Source organism: Candidatus Neptunochlamydia sp. REUL1 (assembly GCF_963457595.1).
In the GTDB taxonomy this organism is placed as follows: domain Bacteria; phylum Chlamydiota; class Chlamydiia; order Chlamydiales; family Simkaniaceae; genus Neptunichlamydia.
This window is the reverse complement of sequence record NZ_OY735137.1, coordinates 1,405,506-1,428,178: the sequence shown is the minus strand read 5'-3', so window position 1 is coordinate 1,428,178 and position 22,673 is coordinate 1,405,506. Positions and strand designations below refer to the sequence as shown.

Here is a 22,673-nt window from a genome sequence, read left to right as displayed (position 1 = left end):
CACAGATACTGTGGATTTTAGTCATAAGAAAAATGATTTTCAAGTATATTTATCTCATAAGTGGTAATAGACCAAAAAATAAGGAAAAAAAATGTTAAAGATTGGTGAAGTTGAGATTGGAAAAGATACACCTCTTGTCGTGATATCTGGCCCTTGCGTGATTGAAAGTGAAGCCCATGCTTTGAAAACTGCATCTGAGCTCAAAAAAATGTTTGCAGATTGCGGAGTTCAATTCATTTACAAATCGAGTTACGACAAAGCGAACCGCTCATCTATCGATTCGTATCGAGGCCCTGGAATGAAAGAAGGTCTTCGCATCCTAAAAAAAGTCAAAGAAGAGCTCGACCTTCCTGTATTTACCGATATCCATCATCCAGAGGAAGCAGCTCCTGCCGCTGAGGTTTGTGATATCCTCCAAATTCCCGCCTTCCTGTGTCGACAAACCGATCTTCTCATTGCAGCAGGAGAAACAGGTGCTGTTATCAATATTAAGAAGGGACAATTTATGTCCCCTTGGGACATGGAACATGTTGTAAAAAAGCTTCTTTCAACGGGAAATGACAGAATTATCCTTACTGATCGAGGAACTTCTTTTGGGTACAACAACCTTGTCTCAGATATGAGAACAATCCCCGTCCTTAAAAATTATGGGTTTCCAGTTTGCTTTGATGCCTCTCATTCGGTTCAACTTCCTGGTGGAATGGGGAGCCAATCTGGAGGCCAACGTGAATTTATCCCTCCTCTTGCAAAATCTGCACTAGCAGCAGGCGCCAATCTTCTTTATATTGAATCACATGACAATCCCTCTCAGGCAAAAAGTGACAAGCATTCGGTCATGCCTTTTAATGAACTGCAGAAGCTTTTAAGGGAGGCTCTCCCTCTTTATAAATTGATTCAACAAGGATCTTAATTGATCAAGAGAACAACAATCATTGCTTTTTTTATTCTAGTACTCTTCACCGGTGGGGTTTTGTTTCAAGGCTTCTATTCCTTTAAAGAAGGAGGAAGTATCGAAGAGATGCTGACCCAAGAAATTTCCATGCCAAAACACGAGGAAAAATTCCCCAATAAACAAATGAGAAAGGGTGTTGCTAAAGATCTTTGGATTTCAGACAAAGATCATGTACGCCTCCATCACCGTATTGAAAGCCCTCGCTCAATCCTCACCGCAATTCCCCATGGGAACCGGGTAGAGCTTATCGAACAAATGATTGGGATGAAATGCTTTTTTCAAGAAAGATTAGAAAAAGAAGAAGGAGAGCCAATGCAACAGATTCGCTATCTACAGTCAGGAGAAGGTACTTATCGCTACACCGACCACTTTTTTGATGCACACAGCGTTTTTCTTGCCCTCTATAGAATGCCTGGGGAATCTTTAGTCACACACCTCGATGCTGACGATGCCTATTTAAAAGGAATTGCCGAAGAAGTCTCTTTATCTTTTTCAAATGGCACTCCAAATTTCCATGCTGAAAAATTCAAAGCCCAAATCCGCCCCCAAGGAAAAATCCCATGAAAGCAGCCATTCTCCTTCTCACCTCATTAACCCCCTTGCTCGCTGAAATCCCCGCTGTTGAAATGTCCTCTGATCTTTCTTCAGACCATGCTACCTATGATGGCGAAATGCTCAGACTCGAAGGACATGTTCTTCTTGATCATGACCTAGGCCAAATGGAAGCAGAAAACGCAATCTTTAAAAAGGGGGGACCTTCCCTAGAGTTTTCATCAATTCATTTAAAAGATCAGGTTTCTATATTTTTTGAAGACCAGGGAAAACTATTTTCTGATCAAGCTTTCCTCGACTTTCAGACACTTAAAGGAACTATTCTAAGTGGAGAGTATCCCGTTGTCTACCACGGAAATGATCTAGAACTCTTTAGTGCTGCAGTCGATCTAACCTTCTCGAAAAGCGAAACTGCCTTCGACTTGGATTCCCTCCTGGCTAAGGAAGACGTGCACATTGATTACCTAGAAGACTTTCATCTTGATTGCGATCAAGCCTATTACACAAATAACATCCTTGTTGCAACTGCCAACGAACTAAAAAAACCTTGTCATCTCACACATTTAGAAGATACTGTTGATGCTCAAAAGATTTCCTTTGACTCAGAAACAAATCTACTGACGTTCCACTCTCCTAAAGGAAAACTCTCCTCTCTCTTTTCCCCGAATGACGACGAAAGGAGTTGCGAGTTTGCATCTAACTTGCTGATCTGGGACCACACAAATGAACTGCTCACATTGCGAGGGGCAATTGTCATCCATGATCCCTTAATAGGAACCCTAATTGGAGACCATCTTTTTTCCCTGCAGCAACGCACTCATCTGGGGAAAAAAGTAATTCAATCGATTGAGACAGAAGGGAAAACAGTTTTAGTTGCGGATAATGGCCAAAGCCTTACCTCGTATGGAACTTTGAAGATCGATCGAGACAACCTAATGATGAGTTGTACAGGCACTGAGGATAAGCAACTTCTTTATGAAAACCGCGAAGTGCGCCTTTACTCCGATACAGCCTCTATCGAATATGCTCTCCAGCAAATGGAACTAAGGCCACGCATTGTCTATCTCCATGGAAATGTCAAAATCTTTTCACGTGATATAGAACGCCCCTTAAGAAAGGGTCTCGCTGATCACATTATTTATGATCCCCTCAACAGGGAAACGCGACTTCTCGCTGACGAGGGAAACCACGTTCTTTTCTGGGACGACGAAAAAAACCTTACTCTGAGTGCTCCGGAAATTCTTATTTCTATCGATCCTATTTCAAAAGAAGAATCGATAAAAGGAATCGGAACCGTCCGCTTTACATTTAGTGAAGAAGAGGGAAAACGTTTTGAAAAATTCCTAAAGGAGGCCCCATGATTCTTAAAGTCAAAGATCTTTCAAAATCATACTCTGGAAAAAAAGTGGTAAACGGCCTTTCCTTCAATGTACGAGCAGGACAAGTTGTCGGTCTTCTAGGTCCCAATGGTGCCGGGAAAACAACTGCCTTTTATATGGCAATCGGATTGATTCATCCCGATAGCGGGTCAGTCTTTTTTAACGACTCAGATGTCACCTCCAGCCCTGTTCATACGCGGGCACAAATGGGAATGGGATATCTAGCACAAGAACCTTCAATTTTTAGGCAACTGACCGTCGAACAAAATATCCTCTGCATTCTTGAAACTCTTCCCATCACGCGTCAGGAAAGAAAAAGACGCCTTGAAGAGCTCCTTGAAGAGCTTCACCTCACACCCCACGCAAAAAAACGTGCAACAACTCTATCAGGGGGAGAACGGAGGCGCCTTGAAATTACACGCTCTCTAGTTACAAACCCAAGACTCCTTCTTCTTGATGAGCCCTTTGCTAATATCGATCCGCTCACCATCTACGATGTCAAGCAAATGATCCGCCACCTCACCTCAAAAAATATCAGTGTCCTTATCACAGACCATAACGCCCGCGAAGTTTCCTCCATTGTCGACCACTCCTACCTCATCCAAGAGGGGCGAGTAACCCATTCTGGCACTATCGCCGACCTGCTCACCAGCAAGGACGCTCGCTCCACTTATTTCGGTGAAGATTTCGAACTGTAGAATGTAGTGGCTTAGGTTTATCAATTTAAACTTAAACCACGATAACAAACCTCAGTTACTAGTACTGAGGTTGCGATAAGGATTCAAAGAAACTGTGGAGGTTCGAAATAATTTCTTTTGGAGTAAGTGTCTGAAGGCAATCACTTCTTCCTGAGCCGCCGCAACCTGGTTGGTAGCAGGGACGGCAAGAAAGATCAAGGGAAATTACACAAGAATGAGGGTTGCGATAAGGCCCCCAATTTTGGTCGCAAGTCGGACCAAAGACAACAGCCACATGTTTCTTTAGAGCGCTTGCAATATGAAGAGGAACAGAGTCCACCGTAAATAGAAAATTGCTTTTGTCAATTACCGCGCCGAGCTCCTTAAGAGAGATTTTCCCCGAAAGGTCAACGGCTCTTGGAAGAGCCTCTTGAATCTGCCTATTCATTTCCATTTCGAGGGGGTCAGGACTGGCTGTTAGAACAAGAGTCTCCCCTCTTTCTTGAAGGTACTCACAAACAGCAATCATCGTTTCAATGGGAAGAGTTTTAAACATCCACCGAGAAACAGGGTGGACTGCCACATAGGACTCTGGAACAAGCAAGGCCACCTTCTCATAGGCCGCTTCAGGAATATCAAAAGTGAGATCCCTTTCACTAGAGGTCGGGAAAATTCCTAAACACCTCAAAGCATCGAGCTGCTTTTCCACGGTATGGCGAGGACGAGGTGTGTGTTTAACCAGATGGGTGTAACAAGAGGTCTTTCCCTTCATCCCATCCCCTTGAGGATCGAATCCAATGGCAAAAGGAGCCTTAGAAACCTTTGCAGCAATCGCTCCTCGATCCCCCTCGGTAAGATTAATAACAAGATCGTACCCTTTCTTTCGAATAGCTCGGAGAAGTTTCATCTCCTCCAAGTACCGCTTCCAAATAGGGAGCTTCTTCCACCCTTTGTCATAGAGAAGAAAGCTCGAAATTGCCGGATGTCCTCCTAGCATAGGAAAGGTTTCCGAGTAGATATAAGCATCGATTTCTAGATGAGGAAATCTTTCTTTTAATACAGAAAAAACGGGACTACTGAGGAGCACATCCCCATGATGGCGAAGTTTTGCCACCAATACTTTCCGGATCTTTAGAAAATCTATATCATATTGTCCTAGCACGAATCCACTTCCAAGCTTTAGTCTCAAATGAGTCCTTAAGCTCTGGATTATATGTCATTCCCCAATATTCCTTAAAGAGGTGAGTAAAGCGATGGCTGACATTCCCCTCACGAAAATTCTGTGTATTTTCTCTCACATGCTTGCTATCAAAAAGATTATCGCTTACCCATATTGTTGCTTCCAAGCCAACATCGACAATCAAAGCAACAGCAAAGTTGTAAATAAGCCGAACCCCAAAAGTTGTCCAATGAACAATATCCCACTCAGCTGTTCCATAAACAGGGTCTCGACTAGCGCCAAGTTTACTACGAATCTCATCTAGTGAAAGGTTCCCGGGGTTCTCATATCTAAAGTAGTCTCGAAGCCCAGCTGGTGCAAAATACTCATACGACGAACGGAATCCCTCTTTTTCAATAAACTCTTTTGTCCCTAATTCCTTCCACACCTCATCGATGCTATGGTTGTAAACAATTTCTTTTATAGAAAAATGTTGATTTGGAGTTAGATATCGCCTTTGCAAAGAATGAAACTTCGAAATAAAGTTTCCTGTGTTTGAGAAAAAATTACCAATAGCATCATTAAAGTTTATTAAGACTTGTCTTTCTAAGCATTCTTTATGTAGATACTCTCCACAACTTTCAATCATGACCGTGGGATTGGCATCATCTTTTGGTGCAAAATCGCCCAAACAAACTAAACATTCAAAATCCTTAGGAACAATCTTAAGCATAACCTTCTCCTCATTGGGTTGAAGGGGAGGAGATTAGAGGGTTTGGAATCAAATGTCAAGTTGTTTTTTTAATCACTTTATGTTAACGTGTCCCCCACCAAGGAGAAAACACATGACAAAAGAACGTACACTATCAATTATTAAACCCGACGCAGTGAGCAAAAACCACGTCGGAGATATTCTTGCCCGTTTTGAAAAAGCCGGATTAAAGATTGTTGCCACAAAAATGAAGCACCTCAGCCATACGGATGCCGAAGGTTTTTACGCTGTTCACAAAGAACGCCCTTTCTTTAAAGACCTCGTCGACTTCATGATCTCAGGTCCCGTCGTGATCTCGGTTCTTGAAGGAGAAGGAGCAATTGCAAAAAACCGTGAACTAATGGGAGCAACGAATCCTAAAGAAGCCGCTCCAGGAACCATCCGAGCAGATTTTGCTGAATCTATTGATGCAAATGCTGTACATGGGTCTGACGGAATTGACACTGCGAAAACAGAAATCGCTTTCTTCTTCAATGAAGACGAAGTCTACTCTTGTTAACCTCAAGCTAGGGGAAAGTCTCAAGATAGAGACTTTCCCCAGCCTTTTAGAACGCATACTCCATGCGCATATCAGCAGAGTAGTTTTTCATTTTGCCGTTGATTTCTGCGCGGCTATTTAAGAGAAGAGAAAACCCATGCACGTTGGCAAACTCTATCCCTAAACCAGGAGCCCACTGATTGGTTCCCTTGCTTGTCGCGCTGGCAGAAAATGTGCCCACTTGTCCGCGGAATCCTCCTCGGTATGAGCTACTACTAAGCAGGGTTTTATTGACCCAGCTAATCCGAGCATAGGGGGTCCAGCATCCTGCACTTACATGAAAGGTGTAGCTTGAACTGAGTCCCAACTCAGAGCGTAGGGCATTTGAGGTTTTCGAATTGACTCTTAAGTTAATGCTACCTGCTCCTGTTTCATTAAAGCTTCCACTGTGAAGGTAGAAATGGTCCAAGCTTGCGAACAGCATCAATATAAATACCAAGATCAAAATGGTGGTGGTACCTCTGCATTAATTTCCCTACAGGAATATAGGTATTCTCCTTAAGCATCGTCGAAAGGGTTGCCACCTCATAAACCTACAAAACGTCGGAATCTTTACCTCTTTGGTGCGCTTCAATTCCCTCTTTAAAAGCAATCTGGTAATTCTCCTTGCGAACAAGTTTTACTTGAGGATGCCCGGGCTGTGCATTGAAATCATCAATGATTTCTGAGAATTTTTTCCCTAAAAAACCATCAAAGGCGCGCCACACCACAATCTCTGTCGCAAACAGGACCAACAACCGCTTTATATCAAGTAGCTTAACATCTTTTTTAATTTTTGGCATTACGAAAAACTCCACTTTCCGTATATTGAAATTTTAAGCTGCGAGGTCGTTATTAGTAAAAAAATCCTTCTCACAGGTGGCCGTTCTCTTTTCACTCTGGATGTTGCCAGACGTTTCCATGAACAGGGTTACGAAGTTTTCGTTGCAGAAACATCCCCCTATCATGTTTGCCGTCATTCAAATGCAGTAAAACAAAACTTTGTTGTCCCCAGTCCACGCTTCCATTCAGAAGGGTTTATTGCAGCCCTTGTTGATATCTGCAAAAATGAAAAAATAGACCTAGTGATCCCCACTTTCGAAGAAATTTTTTGCCTTTCACAGGGATTAAACCGTTTTCCTAAGTCATGTACTGTCCTATGTGAAAATTATGAGACGTTAGACCAGCTCCATAACAAATGGCTCTTTAATAAAAAGATTCATTCTCTAGGGTTCAAAGCCCCTCGATCCTACCTTGTCCACTCACAAGAAGAACTAGAAAAAGTTCCCTTAGATGTTCCTTATATTTTAAAACCCAGTTACTCTCGAGCCGCGTTAAAAATTCAAAAAGTCACCTCCTCTAAACCCCCTAAGGTAAAAGTCAACCCTCGTAATCCCTTGGTTGCCCAAGAATATCTTCATGGAAAGAAATACTGCTCATACAGCATCGCACACCACGGAAAACTTTCTGCTCACACCGTATATCCTGTCGACTTTTCAATTGAGGGAAATTCGTGTCTGAATTTCGAAGCTATCGCCCACCTCCCTATTGAAAATTGGGTGAAAACCTTTCTTGAAAAGGAGAAATTTACGGGGCAAATTGCCTTTGATTTCATCGAACTTCCTTCAGGAGATCTATATGCCATTGAATGTAATCCCCGTGGAACAAGTGGTCTTCATCTTTTCCAAGGAAAAGATGACCTTCCCAAGGCATTTTTTGACCCCGAAACATGCATTACCCCAACCCTCGGCTATTCCAAACAACTCGCTTGGGGGATGCTCCTTTACGGATGGAAAACAAGACAAATCTCTCAATTTGCAAGAAAATTTATCAAAGTCCGAGACGTGATCTTTTCAAGAAAAGACCTCAAGCCCTTTCTATTTCAACCCTTGCTATTCGTAGTCTATATCTTCAGGAGTTTTAAGCTTCGTGAACGTCTTCCCGCCATGTTCACCTTTGATATCGACTGGAATGGCCAAGCATCAACCGACCTCGACCAAACTCCTTGTGAAGAGTTGCGTTAATCCTGATATTCAACAAAAAAAACTTCAACAGGTAATCAAAAAAAGAGCAAGATAAAGATCTGAAGCACGAGCTCGAAGATGACACCTCTGGAATCCCTAAAAAAATCCCAAAAAAACAGCCCAAAACCGGCCATAAATAAACCTATCTGCTATACTATGGGCAACGCTACTTAGAAGACTATTCTTATTTATCTTTACCCCAGTGTTTGCTATGTCAGTCCTTGCTACTCCCACAATTGAATTAAAAGAGCTCAAAAAACAAACCCTTGTGGTGATTCTATTGGGTCCTCCAGGTGCCGGCAAGGGAACACAAGCAAAAATATTACAAAAAACCCTCGATGTGCCTCATATTTCAACTGGAGATCTTCTTCGCTCGAACATCAAAGAAGACACTTCTCTTGGATCCAAAGCGAAAGAATTCATGGACGCTGGAAAGCTCGTTCCCGATGATCTCATTCTCGATATGCTTTTCTCCCGAGTCACCAAAAAAGACTGCACGCATGGCTATATCCTTGATGGATTCCCTCGAACGCTAGACCAAGCAAAAGCCTACCATGCACGCCTCAATGAGGAAACAAAAACCGTTGCTCTTAACCTAGAGCTTCACGATCAAGTTATCATCAAAAGGCTCAGTAGCCGTATGGTATGCAGCGGATGCAGCGCTCCCTTTCACCGTCAGTACTCCCCCTCAAAAAAAGAAGGGGTTTGTGATCATTGTCATTCCCCACTGATCCAGAGAAGTGATGATAAGGAAGAGGTTATTAAGAAACGACTCACCGTTTATCACACCCAAACCGCCCCTCTGATCACCTACTACTCCAAAAATCAACGCTTTAAAGGCGTTTCATGTGACCAATCGATCGATCAGGTCTTAGAAGAAATTCTTGAGTATCTAAAAAGCCTTTATTCAAAAGACTCATGAAAAAACTTTTCTATCACCTCGATATCGACGCGATAAAGTTTTGCTGAAAATGTTCCAAAATACACACGCGTTCCGTCCGATTCAAGCGTGAACACCGAAGCCATTGAGAACATCGTATCTCCTTCAATAGTATTATTCACCTCAACCTCAACAGGACTTTCAATGTTGAGTTACAGCTTTTCCTGAAGGTGCATCCATTCCCAGGGAAACCCGATGAGTGCTCCCCTTCCAGAAATAAGTCCCTGCTCGTCGGAAAGAATAATTTCATGGAGATCTTCCTTCAAATCAGATGTTTGCTCAAGCTCAAGGGTTTCTCCATCACGAGAACTAATTAAGCAATGATCAACAAATCGGTTCTCATAAGGAAAAAAAGTCCGCTTTAAAAATAGAAATCCATAATGTTCCGAAGTCTCCTCCTCACACACTCGAGCCTTCATCTCGCCAATATAATACTCTACTAAGGGGTTCGTAAATGCAAAATGCAGGCAAAAAGAAAAACAGAAAAATAAACCATTTTTTCATAAAAGTCTCCTCTTAAGGATTTCAATAGATTGTTCAAGGCCTAAAGACCGTACATAAAAACGGGCTTTTTCTTCTAGAAGTTCTTCTTCAGAAAGGTCACCATCTTCTCCCATCTCTTCTCGTTTTCTTTTTAGATAATCATAGAGTGTAATTTCTGCAGCGACAGAGAGATTTAAGCTCTCTACTATTCCAAACATGGGAACGCGAAAGAGAAGATCATAAGGAGCTTCAATCCCTACCTGAACACCATGAATCCGTTTGGACAAAACCTTATCGATTCCCCGAACCCTTTCTTCCGTTAGGAATTCCTGCAGGACTTCAATCACTTTTCTTTTCGGATAGGATTTCAGAATTTCCGTTAACATTGCGCCTCAAAAATATCGCTTCTCTTCCATATTTAGGTTTTAATTCAAAAAGAGGATGAACCCTCTTTTTTTGCGGCTCCCTACTCCCGTTCGAACCCCCTCTTCAACAAGAGGCTCATTTCTCATGGTCACTGTCTTTGGAATCCAGGCTGGTAGGGATGCTATCTAACTCATTGGGAATAAAGGTAAAAAAGAATATCTATTTAAAAGCAAGATCATCTCACATGAATCGCGCAGGTACTCCTTTTTTTTTAAATTATTCAAAAAAAAATTGTGTTATAAATTCGTTTCTAGTAGGTTTGGATCTCACAGAAGAATTGTATGAAAATCTTAAAGGATGACATCATGAAGAAAAACATTTTGCTGCTAGCCTCTGTGTTCGCTTTGCTTACCATTCAAGCTGCAGCCGTCGATAAAGACAGTTCCCAGTCTTTATATGCAGGGATGCAAAACTCCCAGCAAGACTCAGAAAGTTTAATGGGCCACATACAGACTGTCCAAAACCAAAATAAATACAATGACACTAACTTTACAATTGGTGTCACAGCAGCGGCAGTGCAGCCCACCTTCTCTATACCCTATTTTGCAAATATTCAAGGAAGACTTGTCGAAGGTACCGACAGTCCTGTTGTCAGTGGCCAGTTCAAGAAAAAGCGTTTGCCCGCAGATTATAATCTTGGGATTACAGGTCAGTTTAGCTACTTAATACCCACTCAGGTTTACCTAGATCTATTTTACAACTACTACCATATCTCTAGTAGCGCTTCTGATCGTGTGAGAGAAGTCACCTTGGGAGTGCAACCTCCTCAGTCTAGTTCTATAGCAATTGGATATGGAGCAAGTGCAAGATTGAAAGGGCAATATCACTTTGCAGAGTTCTACTTTAGAACTAGAGTTGCGTTGTTGAATCTTTTGGATAAATATTTTCACAATGAGCTCTCTCTCGGTTTCAGTTTCCAAAACATCAATCTCCACCACATTAACAATTTTACGCTTACGCTTAATGGGGATGAGGAACCCTTTGAAATGGGTGGGAGTCTTGCTCAACAACAAAAACATAAAGTCTTCGGTTGGGGACCCTCATTCAAATGGGAGTCACAGCTAGACCTTCTACCCATGCATTTACGCCCCCATAACTTAAGCTTTATTTCTGAAGTGAAGTTTGCACTTCTATTTGCTAATTATTACGCAAAAGGAAAAGTCAACCTCGACATAGTTAATGCTTTGGATATCGATGGTACTTGGAGAAGAATGACAGATTATCTAGTTACTCTGAATACAGTTCTAAAAGCAGGTCTTAGGTACACCTACAAAAATTTTTCGTTTGAAGGTGCTTACAAAATTTTGTACTTCTCAGATGAGGATTATAATAAAGCTGAATTCTTCAAAGGAACTCTAGCCGAGGGGATTATTCCTGATGTGACAAATCTCTTTAATATTTTTCCTACAAATTTAGGATTTAGAGCATTTGAATTCACCTTCAATTGGGATTTCTAGGAATTCTGTTTCCAAGAGACTAACGACTGAAAAGCCCTTGAGCATTTGCTGAAGGGCTTTTTTATTTGAGAGTGTTAACCAAAAGAATGAACTGGCAAAAATTTTTAAAAGAGACGTAAGATCAATTTTCATAGAGGAATTTTCAGAAGTTCTAGGATAAGAAATATCCATTTATGACAAGATGTGAAAACAGCGAGCTAACTCATAAATAATAAACAACTTAAATTGTAGAATAGTATTCTTTGAGTAAACACTCTCAAAAATTTAGGTCATGACTCCATTGGATTGGCAAAAGAGAAAAGTCAAAATCTATTGTGCCTTTTGGCCCTAGGCCCCAAAGGTGTTCTTTCTGCTGAGAGCTTAGGAAAATTTGATTGAATTCTGCATTATATTCAGGATCAATCGATTCCGATCTGCGGCTTTGCACGGAAATAGCAGCATTTGCTGGAATTAAAGCATTGATGAGATCCTGCTCTCCCGCAAATATTGGTGTTAAAGTGGAGCTCATATAGAGGAATTCTGCTCCCCCTTCAATCCAACCCTCTTTATCCATAAGCACTTGACGCCAATCTGGTGTACGACTTTCCTCCGCACTTCCCGAGGTATAAGTCGAGTAATGCGAGGGAACCTCCCCCTCACGTCCTCACAGATCCGTACGTGAACCTCTCGATTCATACGGCTCCTATGACTTATGCTGTTGGTTCAAATCCAAATTCCCAGTGAGCAAAGAGCCTGGGTTGCTTCTTAGCAATTTTCCCCAATAAACGAATCGCTCTCTGAAATTTTTGCCTAAACTTTTTATATTTCCTCTTAACCCATCTTGTGAGTGTTTCATTGAGATGATAAAATACTGGGTATAGGGCAGTTTTGTAGAATCGACCATAGTAATTCACCCATCCCCTAAGGATCGGGTTAGTCCATTTGGCCAACTCTTCTAATGACAGATCGCTCCTAAGGTGCAGTTTCCAGCCTCTTATAATTTGATTCATTTTCTTCTTGGCCTTATTGCTTACTCCGGGGCTGAACAGAGTAAAGTTAGTCCCATACTTATTTCTTGCCTCTCTTGGTCTAAATGTATAACCAAGAAAGGTGAATTGAATTTCACTATGGGAATCTTTTCTGTTGCTATCCTTGCAATAGACAATTTTTGTCTTTTCTGGATGCGCCTGAAGTTTACATTCAGCGAGTCTTGTTTGAATCACTCTTTTTAGCTCTTCCGCTTCTCGTTTTGTTTTTGCATGAATAACGATATCATCTGCATACCGCTCATATGGATTTTGTGGAAAATTTCTTTCCATCCATTTATCAAAAGCATAATGAAGAAACAGATTTGCCAATAGAGGACTAATGACTCCTCCCTGAGGAGTTCCCATGGTCCTTGGCTCTGTTATCCCGCAGGATCTTTCCACAGGAGCTTTTAGCCAGCGTTCAATATAGAGTAAGTGCCATTTGCAATCTGTATGTTTAGCTACCGCTTTTAAAAGCAGCTCATGGTCTAGATTATCAAAGAATCCTTGAATATCAAGATCGATCACCCAATCATATTTCCAGCATCTTTCCCTTGCCGTTTGCAAAGCTTGGATGGCGGATTTATGGGGTCTGTATCCACAAAGCTTACTCGGTCCTTTGAATTTTGAAGAGTGTTAACCTATTGGGAATTAGATATATTTGATAGATCGCGTCTATTTTCAGGCGGCCCAGATCAGCTAAACAGCAATGCGCACCTCTTTGACGATGATTTTAGCTTTGCAGGACCCTATTTCCGATTCTCTATTGCTTACTAGACAGCTCATGATATACCTGCGAGAGTTCAAACCCTCAACCCCTACTGAGTAACAACATCGTATGCCCCCGAAGGTGGTATTACAGGATATCTTCTTGGATATAGAAAGACGAGCTCGACAAATAGCGAGCTCGGCTATGATCATGAGTTGCAATCATGCTTGCAACTACTTTATCGTTTTGTTCTTTTCTTTTTGCAACTTGCGCGCCAAGAGATCGTATGGTAGATAAAGGCAAATCCGAATAATACATAAATAATGCGGACCAGCCATTCGCGATCAAAAACATACTCAACTAGATTGAGTCTGTAAAGTCCTACGAATCCCCAAACGATTCCACTTAGAACGAGAAAAAGAATAGCTAAGCCATCAAGTCTTTTCATCATTACGGAAATCCTCCAGCTAAAATGCTTACTTCCAGCGTTTTTTAATTTGTTTCCAGCCTACTGCTTGGTAAACCGCAGACGCACCAATTAATACGTAAATCAGTCTGTCTAACCAGCTTTTGCCAACAAAGTATTCAACAAGATTGAATTCAAACAATCCGATTAAACCCCAGTTTAACCCACCAATGCAGAGCAGGACGCAAACAAGTGTATCTAATTTTTTCATGTGTTTACTCCTAAAAAGGTCTATTGAGTCCTATCGAGGCTCGAATCGCAACCCATCATTGAATTTTCTAACAAAAACAATAACAGACATAAATTAAGCCTATATCTATTAATTATAATATCCAAATTAATTAGTAAATAGTTGAAATTATATTTTTATGTTAATTATATATTGTATTAATATGGCAAATAATCGAAACACCCTTAGCGCTATTAAGTTATTTCAATTATTCGGAGGAAGAATTGCTCATCCCCATGCACTTGGAATTTCGGAAAAAACTTTAAACGAGCTTCTTCGGCAAGAGGTCCTATCTCCACACAACCTAGGAGGCTATCAACTCACTCCCCTTCCCTCCTTTCTTCGTCCTTCACCTTATCACCTTGTTAAAGAGCTGCTTCCATTTGAAGGAAGTTCTTTCTTCAATCAAGAATCGGTTATTGGACTCGGGAATATCCTAAGAAACAATAAGATTGAAACGATCGTTGAGTTGGGCTGCTGGCATGGCATTTCTACCATCTTTATGGCAACTTTTCTTCCTTTAAATGGCACGGTCTATGCAGTAGACCATTGGGAAGGATCCGCTGAGCATACTCAAGATTGCTCCATGCTTTATAACCAGTTCCTTTCCAATGTCATTCGAACACGGCTGACCGATCAAATCATCCCTCTTAGAATGACAACGCTTGAAGCCTCGAGAAGATTCTTCCCCTCCATTGATCTTATTTATGTAGATGCTTCGCACGACGAAGAGTCCGCACTACAAGACCTTGAAGCCTGGTATCCCCATGTCGAAATGAGTGGTGGAATCCTCTGTGGTGATGACTTTCTTTGGGGAAAAGATGAGGGATACCCTATTCAAAAAGCACTTAAGCGCTTCACAAACAAAAGCTCCCTCTCATTTGAAAATCAAGGAACGTTTTGGAAAGTGTTTAGTAGTTAGAAACACGCTCTAAAACTTAACGCATTTTTTGTCGACCCAGTAGTCATCTCCATAAGAATAGAGAATCTGCTTCCCCTTTTTAATTCCATGTTGACCAGAAGTAAAAACGATCCGAGGACCTTCTTCCAAATAATGTTCCCAAGGAATCGCATTATTCTTTTCTTCTCCCTCAGCGCAGTGATTCATGAAGCGTGCCCAGTTTCCATGCTTAGCAGCATCAATAGAAAATGTTTTGTAATCGGTAAAAGAAAAGGTGCTATCATGATCGGGATCAATTTCATCATCGATCATTAGCAAACCTGTGTACTGACAAAGCGTAGAATAAGGAGGAATATCTTCTTTCGCAAAAACACCATATCCAACAACAGGATTGATAAATCGGATACTAACCCGACGATTATACCTTTCATCACACCCATCTTTTTCAAGCTGTCTGAAAAAAGCATCAAAGCGTTCTCCTCGAAATTCAGAAACCATCGGTTCAGCCTTTTTAAAAAACCGTTTCCAAGAACGCTTAAAGCGTTCTTCGGCTTTCTTTTGAACTTTGATGTTTTCTAAATAAACAATGGGCGTCTCAATTTCGAAATACTTTTTATACATAGGATCCACTTTCCTTTTTAATTTCATAATCCAATGACTAAATTAAATTATATATAATTGCAACAAATTACAAAAACTTTTGAGAGTATTAATTGAGGGACTAAAAAGATTCTTTTGATGAACAGAAAATTCATCGTTTAAGATTTGAAGATGGTTTGTTATTATTTCCACCTCAAGACAGCTCGGCTCCACATCGGGATCCTTTAAAAAAGGAACAAGATGGTCAAGAATAAACATATTGATTCCTTCCGCAGCTTCAATGCATAGATCGCTATTTGAATGATCGATGATTTCTTGTTGGTAGATGAGTAGGTTTTGGTAAATCTGATGTGTTGTGATTCCCTTAAACAAAAATTGTTTAATAGAGTCTCGCATCTCATCATCATATGACCCATCAATATCAAAAGGTTCTAATACCTGACCGATTTGGACCAAGCTTTCAAGAATCGGATGTAGCCAATCTCTTTCACCACCTGTTTTCACATTCAGTATAGCAGGGGTCAACTCGTTTCGAATATATCCAATCAACTTCAAACGAAACCACGAAGGAGACTCTTCTTCAAATGATCCTCTGAAACCCACAATTTTTTCTGTCATAGGATGGCGAAGAATCCCTTGAACAGAAGTAGCTCTACCACTCCGATAAGAAACAATCTTTTCTACAAGGATTGAGACATGGTCTTTGAAACGCTCATCTTTAAATTCCTCATGCTTTTTTAGCTGGCCATAGAGTTCAAGTTCTTTCCCAGAAGGCCTTAGTGGGAAATCTGCAATCAGCTTCTGGACGATTTGATCAAGGATTTCAATATTCATTTTCTATACTTGGGGACCCACACAAGATGAACTTTCAAATCTGTTTTGGTGTGCGCTCCTAAATTATAACGTCGCATAGCGACAAGTTTAATTTTTTCTTCGCCTTAAAGGCGAGGGTTTTCAACCATCCCCGTAGGAGACAATAAGAACCGGCCAAAAATGAAAAAGGAGAAATGAGCTTGCCCAAATTTAGCGTAGATAGATTTGGAAAATCGCAATGAAGCGGTATACAATTGTATCCGCGAGGCGAGGTTTAGCAAAGATGCTACGATAAATTTGGGGGTGGTCAGACTCGAACTGACGGAGACCGAAGTCGATGGATTTACAGTCCATTGCAATTGCCGCTATGCGACACCCCCCTTGGGGTAAAAGGTTGCTGGAGAAAGGAATTGAACCCTCAACCGTCCGATTACAAGTCGGGTGCTCTACCAATTGAGCTACTCCAGCAAATAGGATAGATCGTTATATCAAATATTAGCTTTTTGGATCAACATCTTCCTTTTCAGGAGCTGCATCTTCTTTTTTTGGAGAGGGAGAACCTCCTACCCTTTTGTCGAGGCTTTTTTTGACCACATCACCTAGCTTATCAGCTGCCTGAGCTGGGGCATTTCGGAACGCTTGGGATAGCACACCTGTCACTCTTTGAATGCTTGATGCTGACTGAGAGGACTCGATTTGACGAAAAGTCCGCCTTTGCATCGGGGGTTTCTGAGCACAACATTTCTTATATTTTTTCCCTGAACCGCAAGGGCAGGGGTCATTTCTACCGACTTCTTTCATATCGCTTATTGTTTTATCACTTACTATCGAATATAATGGTCTCATGAATTTATCTCCACCTTGGACTCAGATTGGAAAAAAAATTGAAAGTACGACGCGAAAGGCGCTTTTTGACTTTCAGCTGCTCGAGGGAGCTACGGGGCTATCTATTGCCCTCAGCGGAGGGAAGGATAGCATCACTCTTTTGGTCATGCTCAAGGCTATTTTAGGGCGTGGGTTCCCCGACCTTCCGCTCCATGCTATTCATGTGACAGGAGAATTTTCTTGTGGCGCTTCTGTTCAGGAAAGTTTTTTAAAGGGTATTTGCGATAAGCTTGAGGTTCCTCTAACGATTAGAGAATCGAATCAAACGCTGGAAACACTTGCTTGCTACCGTTGTTCAAGAGAAAGACGGAAGTTGATTTTTGAAACAGCAAAGGATGTAGGGGCACCGGTTGTAGCATTTGGTCACCATGAAGATGACAGTATTCAAACGCTTCTCATGAACCTTCTTCATAAAGGAGAGTTCGCAGCAAACCTTCCGAAAGTGCCAATGCATGATTATGGAGTGACGATTATTCGCCCTTTGCTTTATGTTTCAGAAAAGGCGATATATGAGTTTGCAAAGCTCCACGGCTATGCACGCATCACATGCCAATGTCCTGTTGGACAAGATTCGAAACGGATGGAGGTCAAAAGCCTCTTAAAGGATTTGGAAACAATTTTTCCTAACGCTCAAACGAATCTGGCTCAGGCTGCCTTAAAATATGGATCAACCAAAGCTTTAGAAAAGTGACTCATGAACTTTTAGCAATTGCCATCTATGTTGCCATCCTCTTTTTGATTGGGTTTTTATCCTATCGAAAACAGCAAACGGCAAATGACTTCCTCATTGGTGGGAGGTCTCTCAACTATTGGCTAACAGCAATGGCAGCCCACGCTAGCGATATGAGCAGCTGGCTTTTCATGGGATTTCCAGCTGTCATCTTTATCGGGGGGCTTTTCAACGCATGGTTCGCCGTCGGGCTGTGCCTTTTCATGTTTTTAAATTGGCTTGTTGTTGCTCCTCGTGTACGCATTCAAACCGAAAAGTACAACAGCCTCACCTTCTCGTCATTTTTTGAAAGCCATTTTCATGACACCTCAGGAATGATCCGCATTTTTACAGCAGTGATTTCTTTTATCTTCTATTCAATCTATATTTCTGCGGGGATTGTAGGGCTTGGTATTTTGGTTCAATCCCTTTTTGGAATCGATTATCACATCGGAATCTCTGTTGGAATTCTTGTCGTGATCCCTTACCTGTTTATTGGGGGATACACAACTCTTGCATGGATCGACCTCTTTCAAGGAATATTCTTGCTCCTTGTGATCATTGCCGTTCCTCTTCTTGTCCTCCCTCAAGTGGGTGGATGGACAGGAATTACTTCAGCAGCAAGCGCGCACAGCATTTCTCTATCGATGACTCCTAATACCCACCCGAAAACCCTATGGATGATTTTCTTTTCGATTTGTGGCTGGGGAATTGGGTATTTTGGTCAACCACATATCATCACAAAGTTTATGGGGATTCGAAAAATCTCTCATATAAAAAAATCCATGGCTGTTGGAATGACTTGGCAAATCATTGCTTTGGGAAGTGCCACTCTGATTGGCTTAATTGGAATTGCCTATTTTACGAACGGACTTGCAGACTCTGAACTTGTCTTTGTAAAGATGATCGAGGAGGTATTCCATCCTTTCATTATCGCTCTTATTTTGTGTGCTGTTTTAGGTGCTACAATTTCAACCATGGATTCTCAGATTCTAGTATTAGCTTCAAGTTTGACAGAAGATTTCTACAAACGTATTTTCCATAAAAATGCCACATCAAAACAACTTCTATGGGTCTCGCGCCTTTTCATCCTTCTTGTCACAGCATTTGCGTACTTGATTGCTTTTTTCAAGGTAAGCACAATCTACTCCCTCGTGTTTTTTGCTTGGTCGGGACTAGGATCAGCCTTTGGCCCTCTTCTTATCTTTTGCCTCTACTCGAAAAAGGCCAATAAATACGGCGCTTGGGGAGGAATTATTGTCGGGGCTGTTGTTGCCCTCGTCTGGCCTCTGATTGACAAACACCTTTCGGTTAATATTCCTACCCTTGTCCCTGGATTTTTATTGAGCAGCTTAGCTATTATCGCTTTATCGTATTTCACAAGGCGTAAACATCATCATGCACATACTAATCACTAACGATGACGGAATCGACGCTGTTGGTCTTAAAACATTATGGGAAGGGCTTCAAGATATTGCTGACCTTACAATTGTTGCTCCAATGGAAGAGCAGTCAGGCATGGGGGTAAGTGTCACCTTTTATGGTCCCCTGCGCGCTGAGAAAGCAGGAGGGTTTGATGCAACCCCAGCGTGGAAGGTCAGAGGAACTCCTGCTGACTGCGTCAAGGTTGCTATTGGAGGCGTCCTTGACTCTCCTCCGGATTTAATTGTTTCGGGAGTCAACCACGGTTCCAATGCAGGACGAGGCATCTTTTCAAGTGGAACAGCAGGATGTGTCATTCAAGGAATTTTACAAGGAATTCCAGGAATCGCTTTTTCCTATACCTGTAGTCAATCCAAAACGTTCCCACATGTTAAGGAGTACTTAGCACTCATTGTCCAATATGTTGCCGACAATCCCCTTCCGAAGGGAAGCTTCTTGAACGTTAATTTTCCAAAAGAGGAAATTCAAGGGGTAAAATTTGCTAGACAAGGACTTTCTTTCTGGCTTGAATCACTCCGAAAAAAACTTCATCCCGAAGGGCATCTTGACTTCCATCTCGATGAACTATCTAATGATCTAGAAGAACATCCAGAGAGCGACATTGCTCTATTAAAAGAAGGGTTTGTCACCGCGGTCCCAATCCAGATCAGTGAACTAACCGACCATGCACATTTCCATAAAAAAAAGGCGTATTTTGACCGTTATTTTCGAAAAAACTTGAAGAAAATTCCGCTATTGATTTAAAGTAGTGAACTTATGACGGGCGTATAGCTCAGTTGGTAGAGCTCCTGTCTTACACACAGGCGGTCATAGGTTCGAGTCCTTTTGCGCCCATCACTACTAAAAAATCCAGTTGCGGGAGTAGTTCAACTGGTTAGAGCACCAGCCTGTCACGTTGGAAGTTGCGAGTTCGAGTCTCGTCTCCCGCGATCTTTTGCGATCACATCTATTTTTTCATCTTATGGAAAGGGTGCCTGAGCACAAAAATTTCCTACCAAATCCGCCTCAGAGATTCGCTCTGGGGGCTCCGTATCAAAAATGACCAGTCTTGCAACCCCATCAATTTTTGCCAAAGCAACATTACCTCTAATATCATGGAACCTCGTCAGACAAACAAACGTCCACAGCTGCTCGATAAAGAGGCAACGTTTTGCAACTCTCATCTCCTCAAAAAGTTTCCTGGTATCTCTTAAAAGATCAAGCTTTTCCGCAATAATCCCTTTTGAAAAGACCCATTTCTTAGGAACATAAAGAAGGTCGAGTCCATTTTCAAAAATGATCTTTCTCCACAAATCCGCTATCGGAACCCTAAGCTGTAAAGACTTTTCCTCAACCTCAAAAGTTTTCTCGCCAAAATAAAATTTAGAAATCGATAGATTCTCAATTTTGATGACAAAATGAGGGCAGAGATCACTGGGCAAAACAAAAATTGAGCCCTCTCTATTGATCTTTTTCATTCCATCAGGAATTCCCTTTACATGGAGGAAAGCGGTCTCAACAACTTCTCGGGCCTCTTCTCCAGTCTGAGGCGGCGAAAAAACCATTTCTTAATACATTAAACACGATCATGGCCAGAGATTATAAAAAAATCGCGGATTAATTTCAGAAAATCTACCCTGGAAATTTGATAATTGAAGTCGGTTCGTAGTGGAAAAGAAAGTTGAAGGCGTGGTAGAGTGCCAAAAAACTAGGTAGTAATAATGGTCAGCACACATCCAAGTCATAAGTCTAAAACTCAGCATATTCTCTCATACTTCTGGACGGCAGTGGGGGCTTTTTTGGCTGCTCTCTCAATTAAAATGTTCTTATTTCCCAATGAATTAATTGACGGGGGGATTATCGGTATCTCGATGATTTTGACCCGCGTTTCCACAAAAGTCCTATTTCCCATATACTTTATTGTCCTAACCCTCCCCTTTATCTACCTCTCATATAAGTTTATTAGGCGGACTTTTTTCATACAGATGATCATTGCGGTGATTCTTTTTTCGATCTTTCTTGGCCTCCTAAACCATGTGGAACCTTTTGAATCAGACCCATTAGAAGTCATCGTGATTGGCGGTGCTATTCTGGGTATTGGTGCAGGATTGATTATCCGAAATGGGGGGTGCCTTGATGGAACAGAGATCCTGGCCATCATCATTAACCGTAAAAAAGGGTTCACTGTTGGACAAGTTGTCCTATTCATAAACATCTTTATATTTGCGGCTTACGGCGCAATTTTCCGTGATTGGCATATTGCTTTCCGGTCGCTCCTTACCTATGTAGTGGCCTTCAAAATGATGGATATTGTTATTGTAGGTCTCGATGAACTCAAGTCGGTGATCATTATCTCGACTAAACCCAAAGAACTCACCCAGCTTGTCATGCATGAAATGGGACTTGGTCTCACTATCATGTATGGTCGTGGCGGTTACTCGGGAGATGCCCGGGAAATTCTCTTTGTTATTGTCGAGCGTCTTGACTTAGCGGATCTCAAGGATCTTATTCTTCGTGAGGACCCCTCAGCATTCATGGCGGTTGAAAACCTTCATGAAGTGGTCTACGGAAGACAGGCAAAACTCCCCAATAAAAAGAAAGGCTGGAAGCGAGCCATCCCCGCTAAATAATACTACTTTTAAGGGATAAAGGATTGAATTGTCTTGAAGATTTTTGTGAAGGACTGTTTTTGGAGGCCACAATTTCTTTAAATTGGCATAAGGTATTGTAAAGAAGATCTGCTTTCTCTATGGTAGTGCTGTATGGATATCCGCCTACTGAACGAAATTACACGCAGTATTGAGATCGCCTTGAAGGAAGATGAGGTCTTTCGGGATCGGACGAGCCAAGCTTGTATTGACAAGGGTATTGGATTAGGAACTCTTCTACTAAAGGAAGAGGGAGTCGTTGCAGGATTACCTTTTCTAGGATTGATTGCCTATGGAGTCGACCCTCTCATTACTGTGAGGTTACTCGGCGATGAAGGAACGCGAGCAGTACCAGGCTCTATTGCAGAAGTAGAAGGACCAATTCACAGTTTGCTTGCAATGGAGCGAACAGCAATCAACTTTATCCAACATGCAACAAGTATCGCAAGTGAAACTGCACTCTATGTTAAAGCCACAGGCGGATTATGCGACATTTTAGACACACGAAAAACTCTTCCCGGCCATAGATATTTACAAAAATATGCAGTCAAGATGGGGGGAGGGAAAAATCACCGCTTCCACTTGGCCGATCAAATTCTAATTAAGGACAATCATTTGATGCATCTTGGGTTAGAAGAGGCTATTAAGCGCGCCCGGAATGCTTTTCCTAGCAAGCGGCTTCAAGTAGAGGTGGAAAATGAAAAAATGTTTGATGATGCGGTAATTGCTTGCCCTGATGCTATCCTTCTTGATAATATGAGCCCCGATATGATCCGCGGCTTTGTTTTGCGGAATAAAAAGAAGATCTATTTAGAAGCTTCTGGGGGAATTGAGTTAAATAACATTCGCTCGTATGCAAAGACTGGCGTTGATGGGATTTCCGTTGGAAGGCTCACTCACTCAGTCCGTGCTATTGATATGAGCTTAAAAATTAGGAGAAAGTAAC

28 protein-coding genes, 4 tRNA genes and 2 pseudogenes are annotated in these 22,673 nt (G+C 41.7%); 16 read left to right on the top strand and 18 right to left on the bottom strand.

Annotated features, from left to right (window positions below; genetic code table 11):
* Nucleotides 1–91 precede the first annotated feature (91 nt).
* The 4 genes from kdsA to lptB are packed head-to-tail and all read left to right on the top strand — an operon-like array spanning nucleotide 92 to nucleotide 3,581.
* Nucleotides 92–910 carry a 3-deoxy-8-phosphooctulonate synthase gene (gene kdsA, locus R2I63_RS07715; protein WP_316356436.1) on the top strand — a complete coding sequence of 273 codons (819 nt, stop codon included), beginning with the start codon at nucleotides 92–94 and terminating at the stop codon, nucleotides 908–910.
* On the top strand, nucleotides 911–1,516 hold the full coding sequence (locus R2I63_RS07710) for a hypothetical protein (RefSeq protein ID WP_316356434.1): 606 nt from the start codon (nucleotides 911–913) through the stop codon (nucleotides 1,514–1,516).
* Complete coding sequence (locus tag R2I63_RS07705) at nucleotides 1,513–2,865, top strand: hypothetical protein (protein ID WP_316356432.1); 1,353 nt, start codon at nucleotides 1,513–1,515, stop codon at nucleotides 2,863–2,865. Before R2I63_RS07710 ends, R2I63_RS07705 begins: the two co-directional genes overlap by 4 nt.
* Nucleotides 2,862–3,581, top strand: coding sequence for an LPS export ABC transporter ATP-binding protein (lptB, locus tag R2I63_RS07700; protein WP_316356430.1), 720 nt, complete (start codon nucleotides 2,862–2,864; stop codon nucleotides 3,579–3,581). Before R2I63_RS07705 ends, lptB begins: the two co-directional genes overlap by 4 nt.
* Before the next feature lie 58 nt (nucleotides 3,582–3,639).
* Here the strand turns inward: lptB and rfaQ are convergent, their stop codons facing one another.
* Both rfaQ and R2I63_RS07690 read right to left on the bottom strand, forming a co-directional pair.
* Complete coding sequence (gene rfaQ / locus R2I63_RS07695; RefSeq protein WP_316356427.1) at nucleotides 3,640–4,749, bottom strand: putative lipopolysaccharide heptosyltransferase III; 1,110 nt, start codon at nucleotides 4,747–4,749, stop codon at nucleotides 3,640–3,642.
* Nucleotides 4,706–5,452 carry a hypothetical protein gene (locus R2I63_RS07690; RefSeq protein ID WP_316356425.1) on the bottom strand — a complete coding sequence of 249 codons (747 nt, stop codon included), beginning with the start codon at nucleotides 5,450–5,452 and terminating at the stop codon, nucleotides 4,706–4,708. The genes rfaQ and R2I63_RS07690 overlap by 44 nt, the downstream gene beginning before the upstream one ends.
* 112 nt (nucleotides 5,453–5,564) lie before the next feature.
* Between R2I63_RS07690 and ndk the strand changes: the two genes are divergently transcribed.
* The gene (gene ndk, locus R2I63_RS07685) at nucleotides 5,565–5,990 is read left to right on the top strand and encodes a nucleoside-diphosphate kinase (RefSeq protein WP_316356424.1); all 426 of its coding nucleotides are present in this window, start codon (nucleotides 5,565–5,567) and stop codon (nucleotides 5,988–5,990) included.
* 46 nt (nucleotides 5,991–6,036) lie between these two features.
* Here the strand turns inward: ndk and R2I63_RS07680 are convergent, their stop codons facing one another.
* Both R2I63_RS07680 and R2I63_RS07675 read right to left on the bottom strand, forming a co-directional pair.
* Nucleotides 6,037–6,453: an autotransporter outer membrane beta-barrel domain-containing protein gene (locus R2I63_RS07680; RefSeq protein WP_316356423.1), complete on the bottom strand. Its 417-nt coding sequence runs from the start codon at nucleotides 6,451–6,453 to the stop codon at nucleotides 6,037–6,039.
* 109 nt (nucleotides 6,454–6,562) lie between these two features.
* A complete protein-coding gene (locus R2I63_RS07675) occupies nucleotides 6,563–6,811 on the bottom strand; it encodes a hypothetical protein (RefSeq protein WP_316356421.1) in 249 nt (82 codons plus the stop codon).
* A 282-nt stretch (nucleotides 6,812–7,093) separates the two neighbouring features.
* Between R2I63_RS07675 and R2I63_RS07670 the strand changes: the two genes are divergently transcribed.
* Entirely contained in the window at nucleotides 7,094–8,032 is a 939-nt protein-coding gene (locus tag R2I63_RS07670; RefSeq protein ID WP_316356419.1) for an ATP-grasp domain-containing protein, read from the top strand.
* 211 nt (nucleotides 8,033–8,243) lie between these two features.
* Nucleotides 8,244–8,954 carry an adenylate kinase gene (locus tag R2I63_RS07665; RefSeq protein WP_316356416.1) on the top strand — a complete coding sequence of 237 codons (711 nt, stop codon included), beginning with the start codon at nucleotides 8,244–8,246 and terminating at the stop codon, nucleotides 8,952–8,954.
* On the opposite strand, the gene R2I63_RS07660 is transcribed toward R2I63_RS07665, so the two are convergent.
* The 3 genes from R2I63_RS07660 to R2I63_RS07650 form a co-directional block, all read right to left on the bottom strand.
* Nucleotides 8,936–9,094 (bottom strand): hypothetical protein, encoded by a 159-nt coding sequence (locus tag R2I63_RS07660; protein WP_316356413.1) that lies wholly within the window; start codon nucleotides 9,092–9,094, stop codon nucleotides 8,936–8,938. The genes R2I63_RS07665 and R2I63_RS07660 overlap by 19 nt on opposite strands.
* 30 nt (nucleotides 9,095–9,124) lie before the next feature.
* Nucleotides 9,125–9,391: a hypothetical protein gene (locus tag R2I63_RS07655; protein ID WP_316356411.1), complete on the bottom strand. Its 267-nt coding sequence runs from the start codon at nucleotides 9,389–9,391 to the stop codon at nucleotides 9,125–9,127.
* 81 nt (nucleotides 9,392–9,472) lie between these two features.
* Nucleotides 9,473–9,841, bottom strand: coding sequence for a hypothetical protein (locus tag R2I63_RS07650; protein WP_316356409.1), 369 nt, complete (start codon nucleotides 9,839–9,841; stop codon nucleotides 9,473–9,475).
* Between the two features lie 345 nt (nucleotides 9,842–10,186).
* Between R2I63_RS07650 and R2I63_RS07645 the strand changes: the two genes are divergently transcribed.
* Nucleotides 10,187–11,338: a hypothetical protein gene (locus tag R2I63_RS07645; protein WP_316356406.1), complete on the top strand. Its 1,152-nt coding sequence runs from the start codon at nucleotides 10,187–10,189 to the stop codon at nucleotides 11,336–11,338.
* A 256-nt stretch (nucleotides 11,339–11,594) separates the two neighbouring features.
* Here R2I63_RS07645 and R2I63_RS07640 read toward each other — a convergent pair whose 3' ends face one another.
* The 5 genes and pseudogenes from R2I63_RS07640 to R2I63_RS07620 all read right to left on the bottom strand — a co-directional run bounded on the left by R2I63_RS07640 (nucleotide 11,595) and on the right by R2I63_RS07620 (nucleotide 13,731).
* Nucleotides 11,595–11,891 (bottom strand): hypothetical protein, encoded by a 297-nt coding sequence (locus R2I63_RS07640; RefSeq protein WP_316356404.1) that lies wholly within the window; start codon nucleotides 11,889–11,891, stop codon nucleotides 11,595–11,597.
* A gap of 136 nt (nucleotides 11,892–12,027) precedes the next feature.
* Nucleotides 12,028–12,327, bottom strand: coding sequence for a group II intron maturase-specific domain-containing protein (locus R2I63_RS07635; protein ID WP_316359793.1), 300 nt, complete (start codon nucleotides 12,325–12,327; stop codon nucleotides 12,028–12,030).
* A 93-nt stretch (nucleotides 12,328–12,420) separates the two neighbouring features.
* Nucleotides 12,421–12,945, bottom strand: a pseudogene (locus R2I63_RS07630) (reverse transcriptase domain-containing protein); the annotation flags it as partial.
* A 347-nt stretch (nucleotides 12,946–13,292) separates the two neighbouring features.
* Nucleotides 13,293–13,505 (bottom strand): DUF378 domain-containing protein, encoded by a 213-nt coding sequence (locus R2I63_RS07625; RefSeq protein ID WP_316356402.1) that lies wholly within the window; start codon nucleotides 13,503–13,505, stop codon nucleotides 13,293–13,295.
* 25 nt (nucleotides 13,506–13,530) lie between these two features.
* Nucleotides 13,531–13,731, bottom strand: coding sequence for a DUF378 domain-containing protein (locus R2I63_RS07620; RefSeq protein WP_316356400.1), 201 nt, complete (start codon nucleotides 13,729–13,731; stop codon nucleotides 13,531–13,533).
* Nucleotides 13,732–13,888: 157 nt separating this feature from the next.
* Between R2I63_RS07620 and R2I63_RS07615 the strand changes: the two genes are divergently transcribed.
* Nucleotides 13,889–14,671: a class I SAM-dependent methyltransferase gene (locus tag R2I63_RS07615; protein ID WP_316356396.1), complete on the top strand. Its 783-nt coding sequence runs from the start codon at nucleotides 13,889–13,891 to the stop codon at nucleotides 14,669–14,671.
* A 9-nt stretch (nucleotides 14,672–14,680) separates the two neighbouring features.
* On the opposite strand, the gene R2I63_RS07610 is transcribed toward R2I63_RS07615, so the two are convergent.
* From R2I63_RS07610 to R2I63_RS10705, 5 genes and pseudogenes are all read right to left on the bottom strand, one after another.
* Nucleotides 14,681–15,271, bottom strand: a complete 591-nt coding sequence (locus R2I63_RS07610; RefSeq protein ID WP_316356393.1) for an SET domain-containing protein-lysine N-methyltransferase — start codon at nucleotides 15,269–15,271, stop codon at nucleotides 14,681–14,683.
* 42 nt (nucleotides 15,272–15,313) lie between these two features.
* On the bottom strand, nucleotides 15,314–16,084 hold the full coding sequence (locus R2I63_RS07605) for a hypothetical protein (protein WP_316356390.1): 771 nt from the start codon (nucleotides 16,082–16,084) through the stop codon (nucleotides 15,314–15,316).
* A gap of 277 nt (nucleotides 16,085–16,361) precedes the next feature.
* Nucleotides 16,362–16,443 (bottom strand) — tRNA-Tyr (locus tag R2I63_RS07600).
* A gap of 15 nt (nucleotides 16,444–16,458) precedes the next feature.
* Nucleotides 16,459–16,531 (bottom strand) — tRNA-Thr (locus R2I63_RS07595).
* 258 nt (nucleotides 16,532–16,789) lie between these two features.
* Nucleotides 16,790–16,888 (bottom strand): annotated as a pseudogene (locus R2I63_RS10705) (SEC-C metal-binding domain-containing protein); the annotation flags it as partial.
* 19 nt (nucleotides 16,889–16,907) lie between these two features.
* On the opposite strand from R2I63_RS10705, the gene R2I63_RS07585 reads away from it, so the two are divergent.
* The 5 genes from R2I63_RS07585 (at nucleotide 16,908) to R2I63_RS07565 (ending at nucleotide 20,029) form a co-directional block, all read left to right on the top strand.
* On the top strand, nucleotides 16,908–17,639 hold the full coding sequence (locus R2I63_RS07585; RefSeq protein ID WP_316356386.1) for a tRNA lysidine(34) synthetase: 732 nt from the start codon (nucleotides 16,908–16,910) through the stop codon (nucleotides 17,637–17,639).
* Nucleotides 17,636–19,075: a sodium/proline symporter gene (locus R2I63_RS07580; protein WP_316356384.1), complete on the top strand. Its 1,440-nt coding sequence runs from the start codon at nucleotides 17,636–17,638 to the stop codon at nucleotides 19,073–19,075. The genes R2I63_RS07585 and R2I63_RS07580 overlap by 4 nt, the downstream gene beginning before the upstream one ends.
* The gene (surE, locus tag R2I63_RS07575; protein ID WP_316356381.1) at nucleotides 19,056–19,844 is read left to right on the top strand and encodes a 5'/3'-nucleotidase SurE; all 789 of its coding nucleotides are present in this window, start codon (nucleotides 19,056–19,058) and stop codon (nucleotides 19,842–19,844) included. Before R2I63_RS07580 ends, surE begins: the two co-directional genes overlap by 20 nt.
* A 17-nt stretch (nucleotides 19,845–19,861) precedes the next feature.
* Nucleotides 19,862–19,934, top strand: a tRNA-Val gene (locus R2I63_RS07570).
* 21 nt (nucleotides 19,935–19,955) lie between these two features.
* Nucleotides 19,956–20,029: transfer RNA gene (locus tag R2I63_RS07565), tRNA-Asp, on the top strand.
* A gap of 30 nt (nucleotides 20,030–20,059) precedes the next feature.
* Here R2I63_RS07565 and R2I63_RS07560 read toward each other — a convergent pair.
* Nucleotides 20,060–20,644, bottom strand: a complete 585-nt coding sequence (locus tag R2I63_RS07560) for a hypothetical protein (protein WP_316356378.1) — start codon at nucleotides 20,642–20,644, stop codon at nucleotides 20,060–20,062.
* 156 nt (nucleotides 20,645–20,800) lie between these two features.
* On the opposite strand from R2I63_RS07560, the gene R2I63_RS07555 reads away from it, so the two are divergent.
* Together R2I63_RS07555 and nadC are read left to right on the top strand one after the other, a co-directional pair.
* Nucleotides 20,801–21,709, top strand: coding sequence for a YitT family protein (locus tag R2I63_RS07555; protein ID WP_316356376.1), 909 nt, complete (start codon nucleotides 20,801–20,803; stop codon nucleotides 21,707–21,709).
* Nucleotides 21,710–21,841: 132 nt separating this feature from the next.
* A complete protein-coding gene (gene nadC / locus R2I63_RS07550) occupies nucleotides 21,842–22,672 on the top strand; it encodes a carboxylating nicotinate-nucleotide diphosphorylase (RefSeq protein WP_316356374.1) in 831 nt (276 codons plus the stop codon).
* The last annotated feature ends 1 nt before the right edge of the window (nucleotide 22,673 follow it).